General features: G+C 69.5%; 21 protein-coding genes and 1 tRNA gene. 4 read left to right on the top strand and 18 right to left on the bottom strand.

Annotation, left to right across the window (positions count from 1 at the left end; genetic code table 11):
- Complete coding sequence (locus tag J4709_RS03015) at positions 1-2655, top strand: phage tail tape measure protein (RefSeq protein ID WP_208236602.1); 2655 nt, start codon at positions 1-3, stop codon at positions 2653-2655.
- 51 nt (positions 2656-2706) lie between these two features.
- Here the strand turns inward: J4709_RS03015 and J4709_RS03020 are convergent, their stop codons facing one another.
- Both J4709_RS03020 and J4709_RS03025 read right to left on the bottom strand, forming a co-directional pair.
- Positions 2707-3603: a tyrosine-type recombinase/integrase gene (locus J4709_RS03020; RefSeq protein WP_208236604.1), complete on the bottom strand. Its 897-nt coding sequence runs from the start codon at positions 3601-3603 to the stop codon at positions 2707-2709.
- Positions 3604-3716: 113 nt separating this feature from the next.
- Positions 3717-4079 carry a response regulator transcription factor gene (locus tag J4709_RS03025; RefSeq protein WP_208237137.1) on the bottom strand — a complete coding sequence of 121 codons (363 nt, stop codon included), beginning with the start codon at positions 4077-4079 and terminating at the stop codon, positions 3717-3719.
- Between the two features lie 130 nt (positions 4080-4209).
- Here J4709_RS03025 and J4709_RS03030 point away from each other — a divergent pair.
- Positions 4210-4281: transfer RNA gene (locus tag J4709_RS03030), tRNA-Arg, on the top strand.
- Positions 4282-4473: 192 nt separating this feature from the next.
- Here the strand turns inward: J4709_RS03030 and J4709_RS03035 are convergent.
- The 4 genes from J4709_RS03035 to J4709_RS03050 form a co-directional block, all read right to left on the bottom strand.
- Positions 4474-5841, bottom strand: coding sequence for a tyrosine-type recombinase/integrase (locus J4709_RS03035; protein WP_208236606.1), 1368 nt, complete (start codon positions 5839-5841; stop codon positions 4474-4476).
- Positions 5838-6032, bottom strand: coding sequence for a helix-turn-helix transcriptional regulator (locus J4709_RS03040; RefSeq protein ID WP_208236608.1), 195 nt, complete (start codon positions 6030-6032; stop codon positions 5838-5840). Before J4709_RS03040 ends, J4709_RS03035 begins: the two co-directional genes overlap by 4 nt.
- 234 nt (positions 6033-6266) lie before the next feature.
- A complete protein-coding gene (locus J4709_RS03045) occupies positions 6267-7451 on the bottom strand; it encodes a DUF3631 domain-containing protein (RefSeq protein ID WP_208236609.1) in 1185 nt (394 codons plus the stop codon).
- Positions 7448-8401, bottom strand: coding sequence for a bifunctional DNA primase/polymerase (locus J4709_RS03050; protein ID WP_232382886.1), 954 nt, complete (start codon positions 8399-8401; stop codon positions 7448-7450). Before J4709_RS03050 ends, J4709_RS03045 begins: the two co-directional genes overlap by 4 nt.
- Before the next feature lie 69 nt (positions 8402-8470).
- Here J4709_RS03050 and J4709_RS52830 point away from each other — a divergent pair, with 69 nt between their 5' ends.
- On the top strand, positions 8471-8635 hold the full coding sequence (locus tag J4709_RS52830; RefSeq protein WP_232382887.1) for a hypothetical protein: 165 nt from the start codon (positions 8471-8473) through the stop codon (positions 8633-8635).
- 80 nt (positions 8636-8715) lie between these two features.
- Here the strand turns inward: J4709_RS52830 and J4709_RS03055 are convergent, their stop codons facing one another.
- The 11 genes from J4709_RS03055 to J4709_RS03105 all read right to left on the bottom strand — a co-directional run bounded on the left by J4709_RS03055 (position 8716) and on the right by J4709_RS03105 (position 15699).
- Complete coding sequence (locus tag J4709_RS03055; protein ID WP_208236610.1) at positions 8716-9525, bottom strand: deazapurine DNA modification protein DpdA family protein; 810 nt, start codon at positions 9523-9525, stop codon at positions 8716-8718.
- Positions 9513-9758: a hypothetical protein gene (locus J4709_RS03060; RefSeq protein ID WP_208236611.1), complete on the bottom strand. Its 246-nt coding sequence runs from the start codon at positions 9756-9758 to the stop codon at positions 9513-9515. The genes J4709_RS03055 and J4709_RS03060 overlap by 13 nt, the downstream gene beginning before the upstream one ends.
- A gap of 35 nt (positions 9759-9793) precedes the next feature.
- The gene (locus tag J4709_RS03065; protein WP_208236612.1) at positions 9794-10204 is read right to left on the bottom strand and encodes a hypothetical protein; all 411 of its coding nucleotides are present in this window, start codon (positions 10202-10204) and stop codon (positions 9794-9796) included.
- Between the two features lie 114 nt (positions 10205-10318).
- Positions 10319-10540 (bottom strand): hypothetical protein, encoded by a 222-nt coding sequence (locus J4709_RS03070; protein ID WP_208236613.1) that lies wholly within the window; start codon positions 10538-10540, stop codon positions 10319-10321.
- 231 nt (positions 10541-10771) lie between these two features.
- Positions 10772-13027 carry an FtsK/SpoIIIE domain-containing protein gene (locus tag J4709_RS03075; RefSeq protein ID WP_208236615.1) on the bottom strand — a complete coding sequence of 752 codons (2256 nt, stop codon included), beginning with the start codon at positions 13025-13027 and terminating at the stop codon, positions 10772-10774.
- On the bottom strand, positions 13024-14106 hold the full coding sequence (locus tag J4709_RS03080; RefSeq protein ID WP_208236617.1) for a hypothetical protein: 1083 nt from the start codon (positions 14104-14106) through the stop codon (positions 13024-13026). Before J4709_RS03080 ends, J4709_RS03075 begins: the two co-directional genes overlap by 4 nt.
- Positions 14103-14447, bottom strand: a complete 345-nt coding sequence (locus J4709_RS03085; protein WP_208236619.1) for a hypothetical protein — start codon at positions 14445-14447, stop codon at positions 14103-14105. Before J4709_RS03085 ends, J4709_RS03080 begins: the two co-directional genes overlap by 4 nt.
- Positions 14444-14836 carry an RRQRL motif-containing zinc-binding protein gene (locus J4709_RS03090; RefSeq protein ID WP_208236621.1) on the bottom strand — a complete coding sequence of 131 codons (393 nt, stop codon included), beginning with the start codon at positions 14834-14836 and terminating at the stop codon, positions 14444-14446. Before J4709_RS03090 ends, J4709_RS03085 begins: the two co-directional genes overlap by 4 nt.
- Positions 14833-15096, bottom strand: a complete 264-nt coding sequence (locus tag J4709_RS03095) for a hypothetical protein (protein ID WP_208236623.1) — start codon at positions 15094-15096, stop codon at positions 14833-14835. Before J4709_RS03095 ends, J4709_RS03090 begins: the two co-directional genes overlap by 4 nt.
- A 2-nt stretch (positions 15097-15098) precedes the next feature.
- Positions 15099-15548, bottom strand: coding sequence for a WhiB family transcriptional regulator (locus J4709_RS03100; RefSeq protein WP_208236625.1), 450 nt, complete (start codon positions 15546-15548; stop codon positions 15099-15101).
- A gap of 4 nt (positions 15549-15552) precedes the next feature.
- Positions 15553-15699, bottom strand: coding sequence for a hypothetical protein (locus J4709_RS03105; RefSeq protein ID WP_208236627.1), 147 nt, complete (start codon positions 15697-15699; stop codon positions 15553-15555).
- A gap of 152 nt (positions 15700-15851) precedes the next feature.
- Here J4709_RS03105 and J4709_RS55385 point away from each other — a divergent pair, with 152 nt between their 5' ends.
- Entirely contained in the window at positions 15852-16517 is a 666-nt protein-coding gene (locus tag J4709_RS55385; protein WP_208236629.1) for a GntR family transcriptional regulator, read from the top strand.
- Between the two features lie 55 nt (positions 16518-16572).
- Here the strand turns inward: J4709_RS55385 and J4709_RS03115 are convergent, their stop codons facing one another.
- Positions 16573-17406: a class I SAM-dependent methyltransferase gene (locus J4709_RS03115; protein ID WP_208236631.1), complete on the bottom strand. Its 834-nt coding sequence runs from the start codon at positions 17404-17406 to the stop codon at positions 16573-16575.
- Positions 17407-17481: the final 75 nt, after the last annotated feature.

Genomic DNA, 17481 nt, shown 5'->3' on the forward strand with positions numbered 1-17481 from the left:
ATGGCTCTCGACCTCGGCGAACTCGTCGCCACCGTCGCACTGGACGACAAGGGATTCACCGGCACCCTGGCGACGGCCGAGCGCGGTCTCAACCGGCTGGAATCCACGACCAAGCGCAGCCTCGACGAGGTCGAGCAGGAATACCAGCGCGCCGGAGACGGCAGCGTCCGGCAGGTTCGGCAGGCCATGAACCGGATGGAAGCCGTGACCGCCGAGGGCGGCCGGGCCGCAGGGAAGGCCGCCGCCAAGGGCGTTGAGCAGGGCCTCGACGCGATCCCCCGGGAAGCCAAGCGAGCCGGCGAGCAGGCGGGCGAGAAGCTCGCCCACGGCACAGAGAGCAAGCTCGGCGGGCTCCGTAGCCGTCTGCGGACGACCGGCAAGAGCGCGGGCGAGGGCGCCGGCGAGGGCTTGGGCGAGGGCGCCGAGGGCGAGTCCAAGCGCCGGTTCGGCGGCCTGGGCGGCAAGCTCGCCGGGCTCGTCGGCAAGGCCGGCCCGTGGCTCGCTGCGGGCACCGTCGTCGGTGGCGTGCTGATGAAGGGGTTGGAAGGCGCCCTCGAAAAGCAGGACGCGATGGCGAAACTCAAGGCGTCCGTCGGCGCGTTCGGGCCGGACGCCTCCCGCTTGGGGAAGATCGCGGGCACGCTCTACTCGCACGGCTACGGCGAGTCCATGGGCGAAGTCACCGAATCCATTCAGGCCGTCATTCAGCAGCTCGGCGGAATGCGGTCAGCGTCCAAGCAGGACATCCAGGCGGTTTCAGCGTCCGCGATGGACCTCGCGAACATCATGGGCGAGGACGTCGGCAACGTCATCCAGTCGGTATCGCAGATGCTCCGCACGGGAATGGCGTCGTCCGCAAAGCAGGCGTTCGACATCCTCACCGTCGGCATTCAGCAGGGCGGCAACAAAGCCGAAGACCTGTTGGACACCTTCAATGAGTATTCGACTCAGTTCCGCCGCCTCGGCCTGGACGGGAAGACCGCGATGGCGCTCATCTCGCAGGGCCTCAAGGCGGGCGCGCGAGACAGCGACCAGGTCGCCGACGCTATCGGCCAGTTCGGCGAGCTCGCGCTTACGGGCGGGTCGTCGATCGATGCCGCGTTCAAGAGCATCGGTCTGAACTCCGATGTGATGGCGAAGAAGATCGGCAAGGGCGGCAGCTCGGCGAAGGAAGCTCTCGCGCAGACCCTCAACGCGCTGCGCGGCACCAAGGACGAGCAGGTCAGGCTCAACGCGGCTACCGCCCTGTTCGGTGACCCCGGCACCGTCATGGGCGCCGCGCTGTTCGCGCTCGACCCTGCCGGCAAGGCCGCTTCCCAGGCCCTCGGCAAGGTGTCCGGCGCCGCCGACAAGGCGAGCAAGACGCTTCACCAGACCGCGTCGCAGAACCTCACGCGCTTCCAACGCACCATGAAGACGAAGGTCACCGACTTCATGGGCGGGCAGGTTCTCCCCGGGCTGACGAAGTTCGGCAGCAAGGCAAACGCGTGGTTCCAGCGGTGGGTCGGCGACAATGGCGCCACCGTCGAAAAGGTGAAGCGCGTTTGGTCGAAGCTGTCCGACGGGGTCGGCCGCGCTGTCGCTGGCGTGAAGAAGTGGCTCGACGACAACAAGGGCAAGATCGACGAGTGGTCCGACAGGATCGGAAAAATCGTCGGATCTGTCGCCGATATCGTCTCGTCCGCGATCGATGTCGCGTCGAAGTTGGGTCAGATTTTCGGTCCGACCCTGCTCAATGTGATCGGCATTTTCGTCTCGACTTTCCTCGGCTACTGGTCGGGCCTTTTTCAAATCATCCAAGGCGTATGGAATGTATTCGCCGGAATTTTTACCGGCGATTGGGGTCGAGTATGGAAGGGCATTAAGCAGATCTTTTCGGGCGCGGTTCATGCGGTGTGGTCGATCCTGAAAGGCGTCCTCAGCCTGATATGGGCTGAATGGAAGCTCGTGTGGAGTCTCGTCAAGGGGCACGTGCACACGATCTGGAACGCGGTCGTGTCGCTGATCAAGTCGGCGGTCGGCAAGGTCAAGGCGGGCGTACACGGCCTCGCGTCCCTCCCGGGCCAGGTCGCCGCGTGGTTCGGCCGGCTGAAGGACGGCGCCGTCTCCAAGGCGAAGTCGCTGGCGTCCTGGATGAAGGGCCTCCCGGGCCGGATCAAGTCGGCGCTCGGCTCGCTCGGCTCGCTGCTGCGCGGCGCCGGCCGGAACGTGATCTCGGGCCTGATCAGCGGAATCAAGAGCAAGATCGGCGACCTCGGCTCCACCATGGGGGACATCGCAGGGAAGATCAGGGGATTCCTGCCGTTCTCCCCGGCGAAGGAAGGGCCGCTCTCGGGCAGCGGCAACCCGGAGGTGTCCGGCGCGAAGATCGGCGCAATGTTGGCGACCGGCATCGCCAGCTCGCGCGGCCGGGTCGCCGCCGCGATGTCCGACCTGACGAGCGTGGCCGGCCCGCAGGCCGCACAGTTCACCGCGCGCGGCAGCGTCGGGGCGGCGAACGCGACGCGCACCACCACGACGCCGAGCAGCGGCCCGACGCGCGTGATCATCGATTTGCGGGGCCTGCCCGCCGAGCTCAAGAAGTGGATCCGGAAGACCGCGCGGACTGAGGGCGGCGGCAGCGTTCAGATCGCGTTCGGGCAGGAACGGGGCTGACCAAGGGCAGCGGCCCCGGTGCCTCGTTGTGAGCATCCGGGGCCGCGCGTTCTACACGTCGCCGAGGTTGAGCCGTCGGGCTTCCTCGGCGGCCCGCTTCTCCGAGGTCGCCTTGCTGTAGCGCTCGATCATCGCCCGGTTGGACCACCCGGCGACGGCCATGAGGCCCGTCTCCGAGCCGCCGGCGCCGAGCCACCGACCCGACCCGGTGTGCCTGAGGATGTGGGGATGGAAGTCCTCGATCCCCGCGGCCCTAGCGCGGCCGAGGAGCGCCTTGCGGGCGCCGGGGTACCCGAGGGTCTTGTTCCGGTCTCCGAGCCACAGAGCGCCCGTCTCAGCGAGCCTGTGACCCCGCCGGGCCCGTAGGTACCGGTCGAGCGCGCGCCCGGTCTGGGGGCCGAACGGGACGCGCCGCCCCTTGCCGCCCTTCCCGCGCCTGACGACCGCCAGGCCGGCCTTGAGGTCGACGTCGTCGACGCCCATCGCGAGGACCTCGCCGATTCTGCTGAGGGTCTCGAGCATGAACCGGATCATGGCCTCGTCGCGGCGGTCGACGAAGTCGCGGCCCTGGCACGCTTTGATGAGCGCGCGGACCTCGTCGTCGTCGAGTTCGGGCACGACCTTGGTGTCGAGCTTGGGCGGCTTGAGGTGGGCGATCTGGTCGGCGTCGATCTCGCCTTCCTCGGCGAGCCATGCGGAGAACCGGCGGACGGCGAGTTGGCGGGATCGGGCCGTCGTCCCTTCGGCGCCGTCGTCGAGGATGGCGGCGGTGAAGGCGTTGACGGTGGCCGGGTCGAGGTCGATCTCGTCGCGGCTGGTGTCGTCGGCCCAGCGCAGGAACGCGCGGAGGCCGTCGGCGTAGGTCTTGATGGTGCGGGCGCTCTTGCGCTCGGCGCGTAGTGCGAGCAGCCAGGACTCCATGAGGGCGTCAAGCTCGTCTCTGTCCATGGGTCGATATCTTGACTAGGAGCGCTGCGCTTGGCAAGCTAGCGCCAGCGATCAGCAAAGTTCGCAGGTAGTCAGCGGGTTTCGGGTCGACGGTCAGTCAAACAATCCGACCACTATCTGGACACCGCAGCGAGTTTCCGCACCGTCTGGATCAACTGGTTCGGATCGAACGGCTTCGTCACGTACGCGTCCACACCGATCTCGTGGCCCCGCCGGATGTCGTGCTCCTGCGCCCGCGCCGTGATCATCACGACCCGGATGTGCGCGGTCCCCGGGTCCTCCCGCAGCCGGACCGCCGTCACCCACCCGTCCAGCCGCGGCATCATCACGTCCAGCGTGATCACGTCCGGCCGCACCCCGGCCACCTTCTCCAGGCAGTCCTGACCGTCCACCGCGGTCGACACCTCGAACCCCTCGAGTTGCAGGTTCACGGCGATGAGCTGCCGGATCACCTCGTCGTCGTCGACGACCAGCACCCGTCCCAGTGGCTCGGTCACGGCCTCGAAGTTAGTCGACTCCACCCTCGAACGCACGGCGAACGTCCACGTACGCGCAAGCCCGCCAACCCTGGTAACCTTCCAACACGCGCCGCACCGCGACGCAAGGGCCCCCTTAGCTCAGGGGATAGAGCAACGGCCTCCGGAGCCGTGTGCGCAGGTTCGAATCCTGCAGGGGGCACCCCTAAATGATCAGCCGGTTTCCGCGCTTGACCTGCGGAAACCGGCCGTTCTCGTTCATAGCCCATGTGACATCAGATGCCACCACGGGACGCCGTATGCCACGGCGCGTGTTCCATTCGTGTTCCAGCCGTTCGGAGCGCCAGCCAGCGTGACGCGTCGCCCTCAAGTGCGGGCGACGCGTCACGCCCAGCTAGCCGCCGAGGGCATCGTCTATGCGTCCCAGCCAGACGCCGTCTTGCCCGGCAATGACCTTGGCGTAGATCTTCAACAGCACCTCCACACTGTGGCCGGCCCACTCGGCGACCTGAGTGGGTGGGACACCGGCGTTGAGCCGGAGCGAGACACCGGCATGGCGCAGGTCGTACGGGCGCCGGGCAAGGCCGGACGCCTCCTGGGCGGGCGTCAGGGCCAGCGTGCGCGCCTTGTGCCACGTGCGCCCGTAGCCGGACGGCAGTAGCACTCCCCCGCGCTCCGTGCGGAACAGCCGGCCGTCTGGGGCGACGCCGTACCGGTTGATGTGGTCGCGGAGAATCCGAACGAGTTCCGGCGGGATCGGCACGGGCCGCTTGGCCTTGCGGTTCCGTCCTTTGAGCCCGCGGTCGTCGTGGTACTGCCCCGAATCGGTCCACTCGGTTCCGACCGAGGGCTTGGAACCGGCGAGCATCAGCCGTCCCCACCCGTTCGCGGGTAGTTCGCAGTCGGATTCGCGCAGAGAGACCACCTCGCCTGGCCGCATCGTCGCGTAGTAGATGCATGCGAAGAACGCGACCATTCGAGGGCCTCGCCGAGGTCCGGCGTAGCTGACCGCCGTGAGGAGTTCCGCCATTTGGCGCGGTGAAGGGACGGCAGCCGGGTCTACTTCCTCCCACACCTCGTCATCTTGGGTTGGTTTCCAGTCAAGCCCGTCGATCGGGTTGACGGCGAGGCGCTTCCGTTGGACGGCGTACTTGAGCACGTTGTAGAGAACGCGCCGGCGGCGTGTGTAGTAACTCGGGGCGGCGGCGGTGCCGTCCAGCTTTCGGGCGCACGCATCGAGTGCCCGCGTGATGCCTTCAAACTCGGCGAGGTCGGCGAGCGGGACCGACGTCTTACGGACCCAGTTGAGCGCGGCGGCCACCTCGGCGGGCCGGGCGGCGTCGCGCCGGTTCTTGTTGTACTCCCATCGTCGAAGTGCGTTCCGGAGAGTCTGCGAATCCGGTGCGCCCTTGTGGTCGGCCGTGAGTCTCACCGTCACAGCGGTGAGCGTCTCAGCGATGGAGATCCGCTGTTTGGCGGACACCTTGTCCCACCGGTCGTCTACGTAGTCCCGCGCGTGCTGGTACCAGCTCACGGACAGGGCCGCGCGAATCATGGACTCCGGAAGGCCGGTCTCGATGTCGAATGCCTCGCCTCGCCGGGCGGCTTGGATGAGTTCCGACTTGAAGCTGTCCGCGAGTTCCCGCATGGCGAACGGCTTGGTTGTCACCTTGCCGCCTACCAGCCAGCGCAGCACGTATGGCCGTTTCCTTCCCTTCTTTACCGTGACGTTCCAGAATCGGACGTCGTAGCTCTTGTTCATGCGGCCCTCTCTTCAAGGCCGGAAAGCCAGTTCTCGAAGTCGACTCGGCGGATTCGAAGCTTGCGGTTGGGCAGGACGGTGCAGGGCGGCGTCTTGCCGAGCGCGCGCCAGCGCTGCCACGTCCGGCGCGTGATGTCGAGTTCTTCGAGGAGCTCGGGGACCGTGATCCACGTGCGCGACCTCTTGGCCATTGGTGGGGACACCTCTTGTTTGGCGGTGTGATCGGTCGGTTTGCGGGCCGCCGGCGGCATGCGTTGGTGGCTTGTGCGCCGACGGTGTGGCAGTCGTGGGAGGGGTAGCCGTACCAGCCGTACCAGCCTCGTTTTTGCTGGTCAGGTGTGGTACGGCTTGGCAGGGTGGTACGGCTTGAGCCGTACCAGGGGGCGGGCGTTGGTACGGCTTGAGCCGTACCAGCCGGGTAAGCCTCATTGGGTCTGACCTGCGGTGTTGAGGCTGGTACGGCTGGTACGGCTCCCCCTCGGCAGGGGCAGGATGGTGGCCGGTTGGGCGTCGGTGGGCGGGGTGTCGTCGGCGGAGCAGTAGCGGGCCCATGCGTCGGTGAAGTCGGCGCGGCGGTAGCCCTTGGCCTGCCCGCTTTGGAATCGGATGGTGTCGGATCGGATCTCGTATTCGCGCAGGATGGTGCCGAGTTTCATGGCGGTGAGGCCGTTGGGGCCGTAGTCGCCCCAGGGTGCTTCGGGGTCGGCCTTGAGGCGGTCGAGGAGAACGGCGGTGGGAAGGGCGGTTTCGGCGCCGAATGCGGTGCGGCAGTCGGTGAGCAGGCGGAGCCGGTTGGACATCTGGCCGTTGTCGTCGGCGTCGGCGGTGAGGGCGAGGACGGCGGTGCGGGCGCGTTCGGGCCAGTGCCCGCCAGCGTGGTCGGCGACGACCACGAGCGGTTCCCAGGTGTCGGCGGCGCGGTCTTCGACCGGCATCGGCGGTTCGGCGGCTTCGAGGGCGGCGAGGTCGGCGCGCAGCCATGCGTTGAGGTCGGCTGCCAGCTGGCGGAGCGCGGGCCGGTCGCGCTTGTGCCGGAACGGCGCGACCGTTTCGCCGGGGCCGCGGCGGCGCATCCGGATGATGACGGCGCGGTCTTCGATGGTGTCGGGCATCGCGCCGATGCCAGCGAGGGCGGCCATGGCGAACGTCGGGATGGACTCCACGCGGTTGGCGTTGGCGTCGTAGCGCTTGGCGGGCCGGTTGCGCTGGTGACCGGCGTTCAGCAGTCCGCGCAGATCCTCGTTGCCCTCGGCTTTGGCACCGAAGATGGTGTCCGCTTCGTCTACCAGCAGGGTCGGCGGGTCGTCGGTGATCGATCGGTAGACCGCGGCCGGGGAGGAGTTCACGGTGATGAACGGGACGTGGCAGGTGGCCTCGACCACGTCCAGCAGGCGGGACTTGCCGCACCGCTTTTCGGGGGCGCGGATGACCAGTCGCGGGGCGTGCGGCCATGCGGGTTGGGCGTGCGTGGCGGCGATCCACAGCGTGACGGCGTCGGCGGCCTGCGGACTCGGCAGGATGACGTACCGGGTGAGGGCGGCGCGCAGCGCATCGAGTAGCGCGGCGCCGTTGATCGGTTGTCCGTCGCCGGTGGCTGGATTGGTGGTCATGCGGGGTTCCCCCTGGTGATGCTGCGCGGGTTGCGGGTTCCGGCGGTGAGGCCGGAGGCGATGGTGGTGCGGATTTCGGTGGGGGTGAGTCCGCCGGGGCCGAGGTGGACGGCGGCGGCTTGGGTGAGGTGGTCGGCGGCGTGGTCGGCGGTGAGGAGGCCGGCGCCGACCAGGCGGCCGAGGTTGTAGGCGGCTTTGTTGAGGGCGTGGTTGCGGCCACCGGTGCGCGCATCGGTCACCCGCCGCCCCTCCCCTTGGAGTGCTGTCCGGGCATAGGCCGGCAGATCGGCGATCCTGTCCGCGGTGGCCGGGGGGCACTCCAAGGGGGGAGGAGTCGGCGGGGCGGGGCTGAGTAGGCCGGTGAGCCATTGCGGGAGTGGGGCGGGGGCGGTGTCGTGGGTGAGGCGGTAGGGGCGGCCGGTGTTGGTGCTGGGCGGGGCGAGGACGTAGCCGCCCCAGCCGCGGACGTCGACCTTCCAGCCGAGTCCGGCGCCGCGTTCGCCCGCGCGGTTGCCGATCCGGGTTCCGGGCGGGGCGGTGTAGTACAGGTGCATGCCGCCGCGCGGGGTGGCCACGGTGAAGGTGTCGAAGTCGATGACCGCGCCGGCACGTTCAGCCAGCACCGCAAGCACGTCGGCGCCGTCTCGCACGCCGGGCAGTGCCCATCCGGGGGGCGGTTGCTCGCCGGGGGCGGGCACGTCCAGGTCGATGACGACCAGCCCGGACGGGCCGCACGCGATGCCGACGCCGTAGGGTGCGTGCGCCCACGCGGCGGCGATGCGGTCGGGGTCGGTGGTGGCGCGGTCCTCCCACTTGCGGTGCCCGCTCGCGCAGGGGCCGCGGCCGGCGCAGACGGCTTGGCTGTGCAGCGCGGGCGGCTTCTTGGCGTCCGGGCGGACCGGGAACACCCGCCACCCTCGGGCCGCATAGTCCAGTGCCGCACTGGTCAAGCGCTGCGGCCGGGCGTGGCCGCGGCCGGTGCGCTGCGCGCTCGGCGGAGCCGGGCTACGGTCGGTGCCATGACCGATGAGACCCGCATCGCGCTGAAGAACTACGACAACCTCATCCGCTCCCGCGGGCTGGACGACGTCGAACTCGATTGGGACACCGACACCCTGATCTACGGCGACGGCGGCGCCGTCATCGACACCCTGCTTGACCCCAACTTCACCGGCGTCTCCTGATCTCTGGCCGCGCTTGCCGGGCTGCATGGCGCGTGCCGCCGGGACGGTGCTCGTGGTACCCGTCTGGTACTTGTCGTGCGTCATGCAGCCTCCTCGCCTGTGGGCAGGGGGAACAGGTCGGTTTGGTGGCCGCGGGCGGCGAGGCCGGCCAGCAGGCGGGCGCGCCATCCGGTGGCGTAGGTCAGGCAGTTGGCGCAGTTCTTGTGACCGCGGCAGCCGGGCAGCGGCGGGAGGCGGCGGGCGTTGTAGCTCCATGCCATGGAGTCGGCGGACGCCAGCTGGTAGCCGTAGCGCTGCAAGCCGCCGGCCTTGACGCCGAATCCGTGCAGTTTGAGTCCGAGTCCGGCGAGCGCGGCCACGATGTGGCCGATCTCGCCGGTTGACTGGCGCCGGCACACCGACCCCAACCCCACCCGCGGCAGCGCGGCCAGATCCACGCCGGCGGACGCATACAGCTCGACACATCGCAGGTAGTCCGGCAGTGTCCACCCCTGCACGACCGGCAGCCACGGCAGCGTGGGGGCGAGCGCCCGCAGGTCGAGGTAGTTGGCCACGGTGCGTTCCTGATGCTCGCGCACGCTCAAGCCGGTCCGTTCGATCATGAACGGCTCGCACATCCAGTCCTGTTGCGACAGGAAGTCCGGCATGCCGAGGTCCTCGGCGTAGCGGGCGCCCGCTACGGCGTACTGGCCGGGCGTGGTGGTCCACCGACCGTTCAGCGACAGTTCGGTGAACCCGCCCGAATCCAGCGCCCACCGGCACACCGCGGGCCGCAGCCGGGCCTTGCGCGTGAGTTGGCGGTGCGAGACGAACAGCGGGAAGTCGGCGTTCCACAGCCAGTGCGGTTGGTGCGCGCCGAGGTAGAACAGCGGGCCGGTCACAGTCGGCATGTGCGGCCCACCCCCCGGCAGGTCGCACAGAAGGTGACGCGGGCGAGGAACTCCACCGGCGCATCGGGGCAGAGCGCTTCCCACTCGGCGGCCGGCGTGCTGATCACGCCGAGGTCGTCACGGGCCAGCACGATGAGCGCCTGACCGCGCGGCAGCGGCAGCACGCTGACGATGGGCACGGTGCCGATCCCGCGTACGTAGATCGCGTTTCCGCGCTGCAACTCGGAGGTCATTCGAGTCACGGGCGCGGCGGGCTTGGCCGGGCGCGTCATGCGGCATCACCGCCGTCCGGGTGCTGGTTGGTGCGGCGCCACAGCGGCGCCCACTCGGACGGGTCGTCGGTGGCGATCACGATGCCCTCGGCGGTGAGCACGAATTCGTGGCCGTGGTGGCAGGTCCATAGGTCGCCGTGGTGGTCGGGGGCGAGCGCGGCCCATGAGGTGATCTCGGTGTTGCAGGTGGGGCAGTCGGGGCCGTCCAGCACCGGCCACCGGGTGATGGGGATGGGCCAGTCGGCGGGGCAGGCGCGGCAGTGCCACACGCTCACCTGGTTGCCGTTGGCCATGGTGGTGGGTCCGATCCACGTCACGTCGCTGTCGCGTCCGCAGGCGGGGCAGTCCGGGCCGGCGAGGATGGGCCATTGCTGGACGGGCGGGAAGATCGGCGGGTTGTGCGTCATGATGGTGGGGCCTTCCTTGGTGTTGGCGGCCTCGTTGGGGGCCGTGATCGGTCGGAAGGTGCGGTCCTCGGCGGCGTGCTTGGTGGCTTGTGCGCCGGGGGCCGCTTTCCGTGTTCAGCGGCGGTCGATGCGTTTGAGGGCGTTCCAGATCCGGCGACCGGTCCGGAGTTGCGCGCCGCGGCCGCTGCACTTGCGGCAGTACCGCCACGCCTTGCCGGACGGGGAGCGGAACCGGCCGGCGCCGGCGCAGGTGCGGCAGGCGCGGAACGGCCAGATCACGCAACTGATCAGGTAGCCGGTCGAGATCAGGACGGCGAGCAGGAACAGGGCGGTCACGGTGGTCTCCCGTCCGGAGAATCGGTGACGTTCAGTAACGGCGAGTGGGGTGGGGCGGGCGGCGCTAGCGGCCCCGCGGGGTGGGGTGGAGTCGGCGTCTCGGCCGGTTTCCGGGGGGGTTTGCGCTGGTGGTGCTAGCGGTCGTCTGTGCTGGTGGTGATCGGTTTGGGGGTGCTAGCGGGGGTGCTAGCGCTAGCAGGGGTGGCCGCTAGCGCTAGCGCTCCGCGGCGCCTAGTCTTGGCTGCGCTTCTGCTTACGGTTGGTGATGGCGGTGGTGATGTCGGCGTGGGTGGGGCCGCGGCGGTTGACGGTCTTGCCGTCGATGCGGCGGCCGAGTTGTCCGACCTTGACGCCGTGGGTGGACAGCGCTGCGGTGAGCTGTGCGGGCTTCCACGTGGCGTACACGTCGCCGCGCAGGTCGGTGAGGCGTTCCAGGAGGGTTTCGTTCCAGGCGGCGTCTTCGCCGGCGGGCCACACGGTGGCCACGTCGGTGAGGACGTCGTAGGCGGGCGCCTCGCGGGTCTGGGTGGCCTCGGCGGGGAGGGTGCCGGCGTCGGTGCGCAGCGCGATGGCGTGCTCAACGATCCGGGCGGCTTGGTCGGCGTCGACGTAGTAGGAGCAGCGGGCGCCGGTCTCGCCGATGCCGCGCAGGATGCCCCATCCGGCTTCGCCGCCCTCCGACGGCGGGCCGGGCTTGAACGCGGTCGCGCGGTGGCCCAGCTTGTACTGGCTGGTGCCCAGGATCATGTCGTTGGCGGTCTGGTCGGCCACCGACAGGCAGAACCGGGTGTTGACGTTGCGGGTGATGCCGGTCGGCAGGCTGTCTTTGTCGGGGATCTGGGTCCCGATCAGCAGGATCACGCCGAGGGCGCGGCCGAGCTTGATGACCTTTTCCAGGATCTCGCCGGCGCGCTTGCCGTGCGGGGACAGCATGAGTTCCTGCAACTCGTCCAGCACCACCACCAGCGGGTGAAGCCCGGATCCGGTGAGTGAGGCGAGTTCGGGGGTGACCTTGTTCTCGGGGGCCTTGCCGAGGTCGGCGTAGTGCTCGATGCGCTTGGACCGGCGCTGGCACTCGGCGTACAGCCAGTCGATGAGCTGGGCGGCGGCGGCGAGGGTGTCGTCATCGAACCCGTTGCCGTATTCGGTGCACACCGGCGCCAGCGGCTTGAAGTCACCGACGCCCTTCATCTCGTAGATGCGCAGCTCAACGCGCGGGTCCAGCGCGGCGGCCAGGGCCAGCAGCCGCAGCGCGAACGTTTTCCCCGAGCCGGGCTGTCCGCCGAACAGCCAGTTGCGGCCCATCAGTAGGGCGTTGATGACGTCCATGCGGGGCGTGGTGGCGAACGGGAACGGCTGGAACACGTCCACCTGCCCGCCCTTGAGCAGCGGCCATCTGGGCTGGCGCATCTGCGAGGCGGGCTCGAACCCGACCCACAGGGCGAGGCGGCCGGTGTGTCCGGGGGCGGGTTCGGGCCAGACCTGATCCAGCGGCAGCCGCAGCCCGGACGCCAGCTTGCCGCGGCGCGCGATGACCTCCGACGCCTCCACCCCGTAGGGCAGGTCCACGATGGCCAGGTGGCCGGGGCCGTCGCGGTGGATCTCCACCGGGAAGGAGATCGCGCCCGGATCCTTGGCGACCGCCGAGGTGATGCCTTTGAGCTGGACGTTCAGCAGCGCGCGGCGGACGAGTTCGGCGGTCAGCTTGCGGTAGGCGCCGGTGTTGGTGACGCGGTCGGTGATCGGCTTGTCGGCGGGGCGGCCCATCCGGGCCAGCAGCGGCAGCGCGATGACCGCGGCCAGCAGCCGCCACCACACCGGCACGTGCCCGAACACCAGATACAGCGTCGCCGCGGCGATCGCGGCGGCCATGGCGCCGACCACGATCCAGCGCCATTGCGCTTGGCGCTGCCGGCGGGCGTCCAGCTTGAGCCAGGTGTCGGCGTCGCCCCGATCGGCGGCCATCTGCCGCAGGTGCCAGTTGCCTTCCTCGGCCGACGCCCAATGCAGCGCCCGCGTGATGGTGCGCACGGTCCCGATCGGGGCGTAGACGGCCATCTTCGCGGCGTACTTGGGTGCCCGCACTGAGTGGAACGCCAGGTAGTAGCGGATCTCCCGGATCGTCCACCGGGCGGTGTCGCGCACCGCCGTACGGGAGGCGATCCAGGGCGGCAGGACCGGCGCGCGCTTCCCGCCGGCGCGGCGGCCGAACGGGCGCGGCTCGTCGGGCGGGTCGACCGGCGCGCCCTTGACGACCTTGCCGATCAGCACCGATTCGCGGTCGACCTCGGCACCATCCTCGCCGTCCTCGGCGCCGTCGTCGCCCTCGGCGTCGCTGAGGTCGTCGGCATCGTCGCGGTCCGGCGCGTCGCCGGACGGGTCGCCGGTCGGGTCGGCGGTGATGTCGGGCGCGCCGAACGGGGCGGGGCGAAGCGGGATCACCTCGGCGTCGTCGTCGGCGTTGGGGTTCAGGATCGGGTCACTCATCGCGCGTCATCTCCCGTCGCGGTGTCGGCGGTGATCTGGGCGTAAAGGCGCTGGCCGGTCCGCGGGGTGACCTTCAGGCGGCGGCCGAGTTCCGCGCCGGTCAGGGACGGGTCGGCGGCCAGCAGCTTGCGCGCCTTGTCGGCGGTCGTCGCGGTGCCGGTGCGACGCCGGGGCCGCGCCCGCCGCGGCTTGCCGTCGCGGTCGGCGTCGCGGTCGGCGTCGCCCTTGCCGTCGTTCGCGCCGTCGCGTCCGGTGTCGTCGTCGGCGTCGCGCCCGCCGTCGCCGTTGCCGTCGTGGGTGGTGTCGCTGCCTGGCGGCAGGGCGGGCAGTTCCGGACGGGCGGGCAGGGCGCGGCGGCCGGGCGCCACGGGGGCCTCGTCCAGCACCCAAGCGCGGAACCCGCTCATCGTGCTGGGCAGCGCCAACGCCAGCCGCAGCGTCCACAACGCAACCCCACGGGCGGCGGCCAGCGGCGACCCTTCCTCCGCGCCGTCGCGGCCGGACAACGCGCGCTGCCGGACCACGGCAATGAGCCGGTCGGACGCGGCGGCGTAGAGCGCCGCGGGAAGCACCCACGCAGCCACCGACTTCGCCGAACCGGGATCGGCCGACAGCGCGTTCATGAACAGCGACCCCAGAACGCACACCAGGTTCAGCGCACGTTCGGCGACCGCCGAGCGGCCGAGCCGGGCCTGTGCCAGGGCCAGCAGGGCGAAGATGACCGCGGCGGCGTCCAGCCCGAGGGCCTCCAGCATCGACGCGGCATGCTCGTGCTTCTGCGCGTGGACGAACGCGTACTGAGCCCGGTAAGAGACGTAGCCCTGCGCGGTCGCCAGGACGAGCAGCAGAACGCTGGCCACGGCCAGCAGCCAACCGCCGGCGCGGTCGCCGCGCTTGGTCGGTGCCTCGCCCTCGGCGCCCTCGGCGCGGCGGCGGGCGAGGAAGCCCGGCAGGTACCGCAAGTTGAACACCTGCACCGGGCGCCCATACCGGTCGCGGTCCGAGCCGTCCGGGCCGAACCCGCCGGCGGTCCCGTGGTGGCCGTTGGCGGTGTGCGGCGGGTCGAAGGTCGCGGTCATCGCCGGTCCCTCCCTTCATGGTCGTCGGTGCGGGCCGGGTTGGGCGCCGCGGTGGGGTGGTACTCGGTGTCGAGGTCGGCGGCCATCACCGACCGGCCGCACGGTTCGCAGCGGAACCGGATCGGACCGCCGTCCAGCGGCGTGCGGCAGGTCGGGCAGCGCTTGACCGGGCCGGCATGCAGCGGCCGGCGGGCGGACAGGGAGTGCGGGGTCTCGTTGGGGCCCGTGATCGGTCGGGAGGGACGGCCCTCGGCGGCGTGCGGGTTGGTGGCCTGTGCGCCGAGAACCGTGGACAGAGTCGTGATCGGGTGGCGGTTCGGGGTCGGGGTGGGGGTGATCATGCTGCGGTCACCTCCACGTCGTCCGCGCAGTCCAGGCAGGTGCCCAGGTGGCGCGGCAGGACGTATCCGGCGTCGCGGTGGCAGGCCGGGCAGATCCGGCGCGCCTTGAGTGCTTTGGCCAGCGCGAGGCGCTGCCGCTCGGACGGGGTCCGCTTCGGCAGCGCCAGGCGGACGTCGTACAGGTAGGCGGCGCGGACCCCGCCACCGCCGCGGCGCGAGTTCCACAGCACCTGTCCGGCGACGTCCTGACCACCGGGCCGCAGGCCCTCGGCGGCGAGCTGGCGGCGGGTGCGCAGGTGCGGCGGCGCCATCCGCCACGGCCACGTCGGGACCCCGAACCGGGCGCCGGCCGGGTCGAAGAACCGGACGGAGCTACGGCGGCGGCTCATGCGGCCACACCCCCCGCACGGCTCACCGCGAACGCGGGCCGCTGGACGGTGACCAGATACCAACCGCCCTCACGCAGCGACCGGCAGGCCATCCGGCCGGCGGCCACCGACACCACCAGCACTGCCACGGCGGTGAGCGCGAACGTCGGCGCCGGGTGGGTGATGAGCAGCACAGCGCCGGCGGCGGCGAGGCGGAGCGGGGACAGGCACAGCCAGCCCACCGCCGCGAGCACGGCCAGCGCGAGAATCAGGGCGGTCATGGTCAGGCCACCTCGTTCAGGTCGAGGTCGGACGGGCGGGAGTCGGCGGCGTCGGCCAGCTCAGCCATCTCGGCGAGGGTGGCGAGTTCGGCGGCGGTGAAACCGGCCCACACCCCGTACTCGGGGCGGATCCGCATCGCCAGCTCCAGGCACGCGCCGCGCAGCGGGCAGGACTCGCACACCTGCTTGGCGACCAGTTCGCGGGCCGCGCGCTCGTCCGGCGTCTCCTCGGCGTCCGGGCCGGTGTGCAGGTCGGGGTCGAACCGGCACTGAGCGCCGGTGATGGGCTCACCGCGCAGGTCGACACCGGCGAGCGCGACGGACGGGGACAGGAAGCGGGACATGGTCACCTCGTCAGGGACGGCGATCGATCGGGAGGAGCGGCCCTCGGCGGCGTGCTTGGTGGCCTGTGCGCCGAAGGCGAGCGGCTGCGAGCGGTGGGCGATCAACACGGGATCAACCCAGGTGCGAGGAGAACGTGGTGATCGCGTGGATCACCTGGTTGACCAACTCGGCGGCCTTGGCCGGGTTGTTAATCGCGAAGATCGCGACCGCGATGCCGGCGAGCCACTGCGGGATGTTGCTGGACTTCTGTGGAAACACTGCGGCCTCCTGATCAGCAGTGACGCACCCGGTTGGCGGCCACTGGATTGCAGCGTATACGTAGCTACGTATACGCACAAGCCCCTAGGTATACGATGGTGCGTATACGCTGATGAAGGTGCCACCGAAGAGAGCAAGGGGTTGATGACGCAGTGGCAGAACCGGCCTACGTCCGCATCGCAGGCGAGTACGCCCGACGTATCCGCGGTGGGGGGCTCCCACCCGGCACCCAGCTGCCGAGCTACGCCGAGATCGCCCAGCAGACCGGGGTGTCGGACATCGTGGTTCGCAAGGCCGTCGAACTCCTGCAGAGCCAGGGGCTTGTTCGGTCCGTGCGCCGGCGGGGTGTCTTCGTCGCCGACCGTCCGAATCTCGTGCGCGTGTCTCCCGAGCGCCAAATGGAGAGCGCCGAGCAGTCCTTCCAGAACGAATCTGAGCAGCAGATCCAGGTAGACCGCGAGGTCCAGCAGATCCCGGCCACTGCGGAACTCGCCGAGGCACTCGGGATCCCGGCAGGACAGGAGATCAAGCAAGTCGTCACGAGAGCCACCGAGAACGGGCGCCCCATCTCGATCTCGGACACTCACCATCCGCTCGACGTCGCGGATATCTCAGGTGCCGCCTACCTGGAAGAGACGATCTCCGACCAACTACCAACTACGGCGCACGCCGAATGGTTGCGGACGACGCCAGGCGATCTCGTCAAGACGGTCCATCAGCGGTTCATTGCCGCCGACGAACGAGTCATCATGATCTCCAACATCTCATATCCCCGCGACCGGTACGAGGCGTTCGTCTTCCGAATGGCCCTCAAATAGAAGCATGACGAAGGGGGCACCGAGCAACTCGGTGCCCCCTTCGTCATGCTTGAGCTCAGGCTCTGACCCAACCCTGTGCCACGTCCGCATCTGTCCACCACGAAACGAAGTGCGAATCCACGGATTCCAGTCTCCAACGAGCGGAGAGGGCATCAAAGAAGGCATCATTCCCTGTCTTTCCACCCCTCGGTTCCCCGATGTAGACGAGTCGCTCGCCCCCCGCCTCCTCGAAAGCCATGAGCGCGTCAGACGACATCGCGTCCCCCCAGCCAGGCGGCCAACAGAGAAAAAGCACATACTCTGCCGGCCGAGCGCGAGTCGCAAACTCGGCCAGGTCCGCGACAGGATGCCAAACGTCCGCCTGCCCGACTACTTCAGGGAACGAAGCGTTCGCAGCCGTGTCCGGTGGCTCTGAGTCGTACCCATCAACGGTCAACCCTGCGTGTGCCAACTGCGCAGCCCAATACCCCCGCCCGGCCCCTAGCTCCACAATCGGCAGGCCATCACAAAAGTCCCCTATCCATTCGATGGTTTGCGGGGCAGGGATCGCATATGCATAGGTTGCCTGCAAAAGCATCTGCGCGAAGGCGAGTCGCGCGCTTCCTTCCTCTCGACCACCGTTCACCACGTGGCGGCCGTCATGCCCATTCACGAGCGGTTCAACGATATCCCAGTACGGGTTAGGGCTCACAGCGCTGCCACCGGTCATGTAATGAACGAATCGCAAGTCGAACTGAGCATCGACCTGATCGTCACCAGTCCCCGTCAGCCTTGCCGCCATGTCCAGGTACTCAGCTACCTTGGGGTACTCAGACCGAAGCCTCTGCTCGTCTTCTAGCAGGGTCGTGAGTTCTTCCCACCTGCTCGACGTAATGGTCAACTTGGCCATGGAGCGAGTCTCTCGCACTTTCCACGAACGGTCCAGATCTTGCCCGGTACAGAGCTGCTGATATGCATCGTCAAG

It is taken from the genome of Actinomadura violacea, from assembly GCF_017573465.1.
In the GTDB taxonomy this organism is placed as follows: domain Bacteria; phylum Actinomycetota; class Actinomycetes; order Streptosporangiales; family Streptosporangiaceae; genus Spirillospora; species Spirillospora violacea.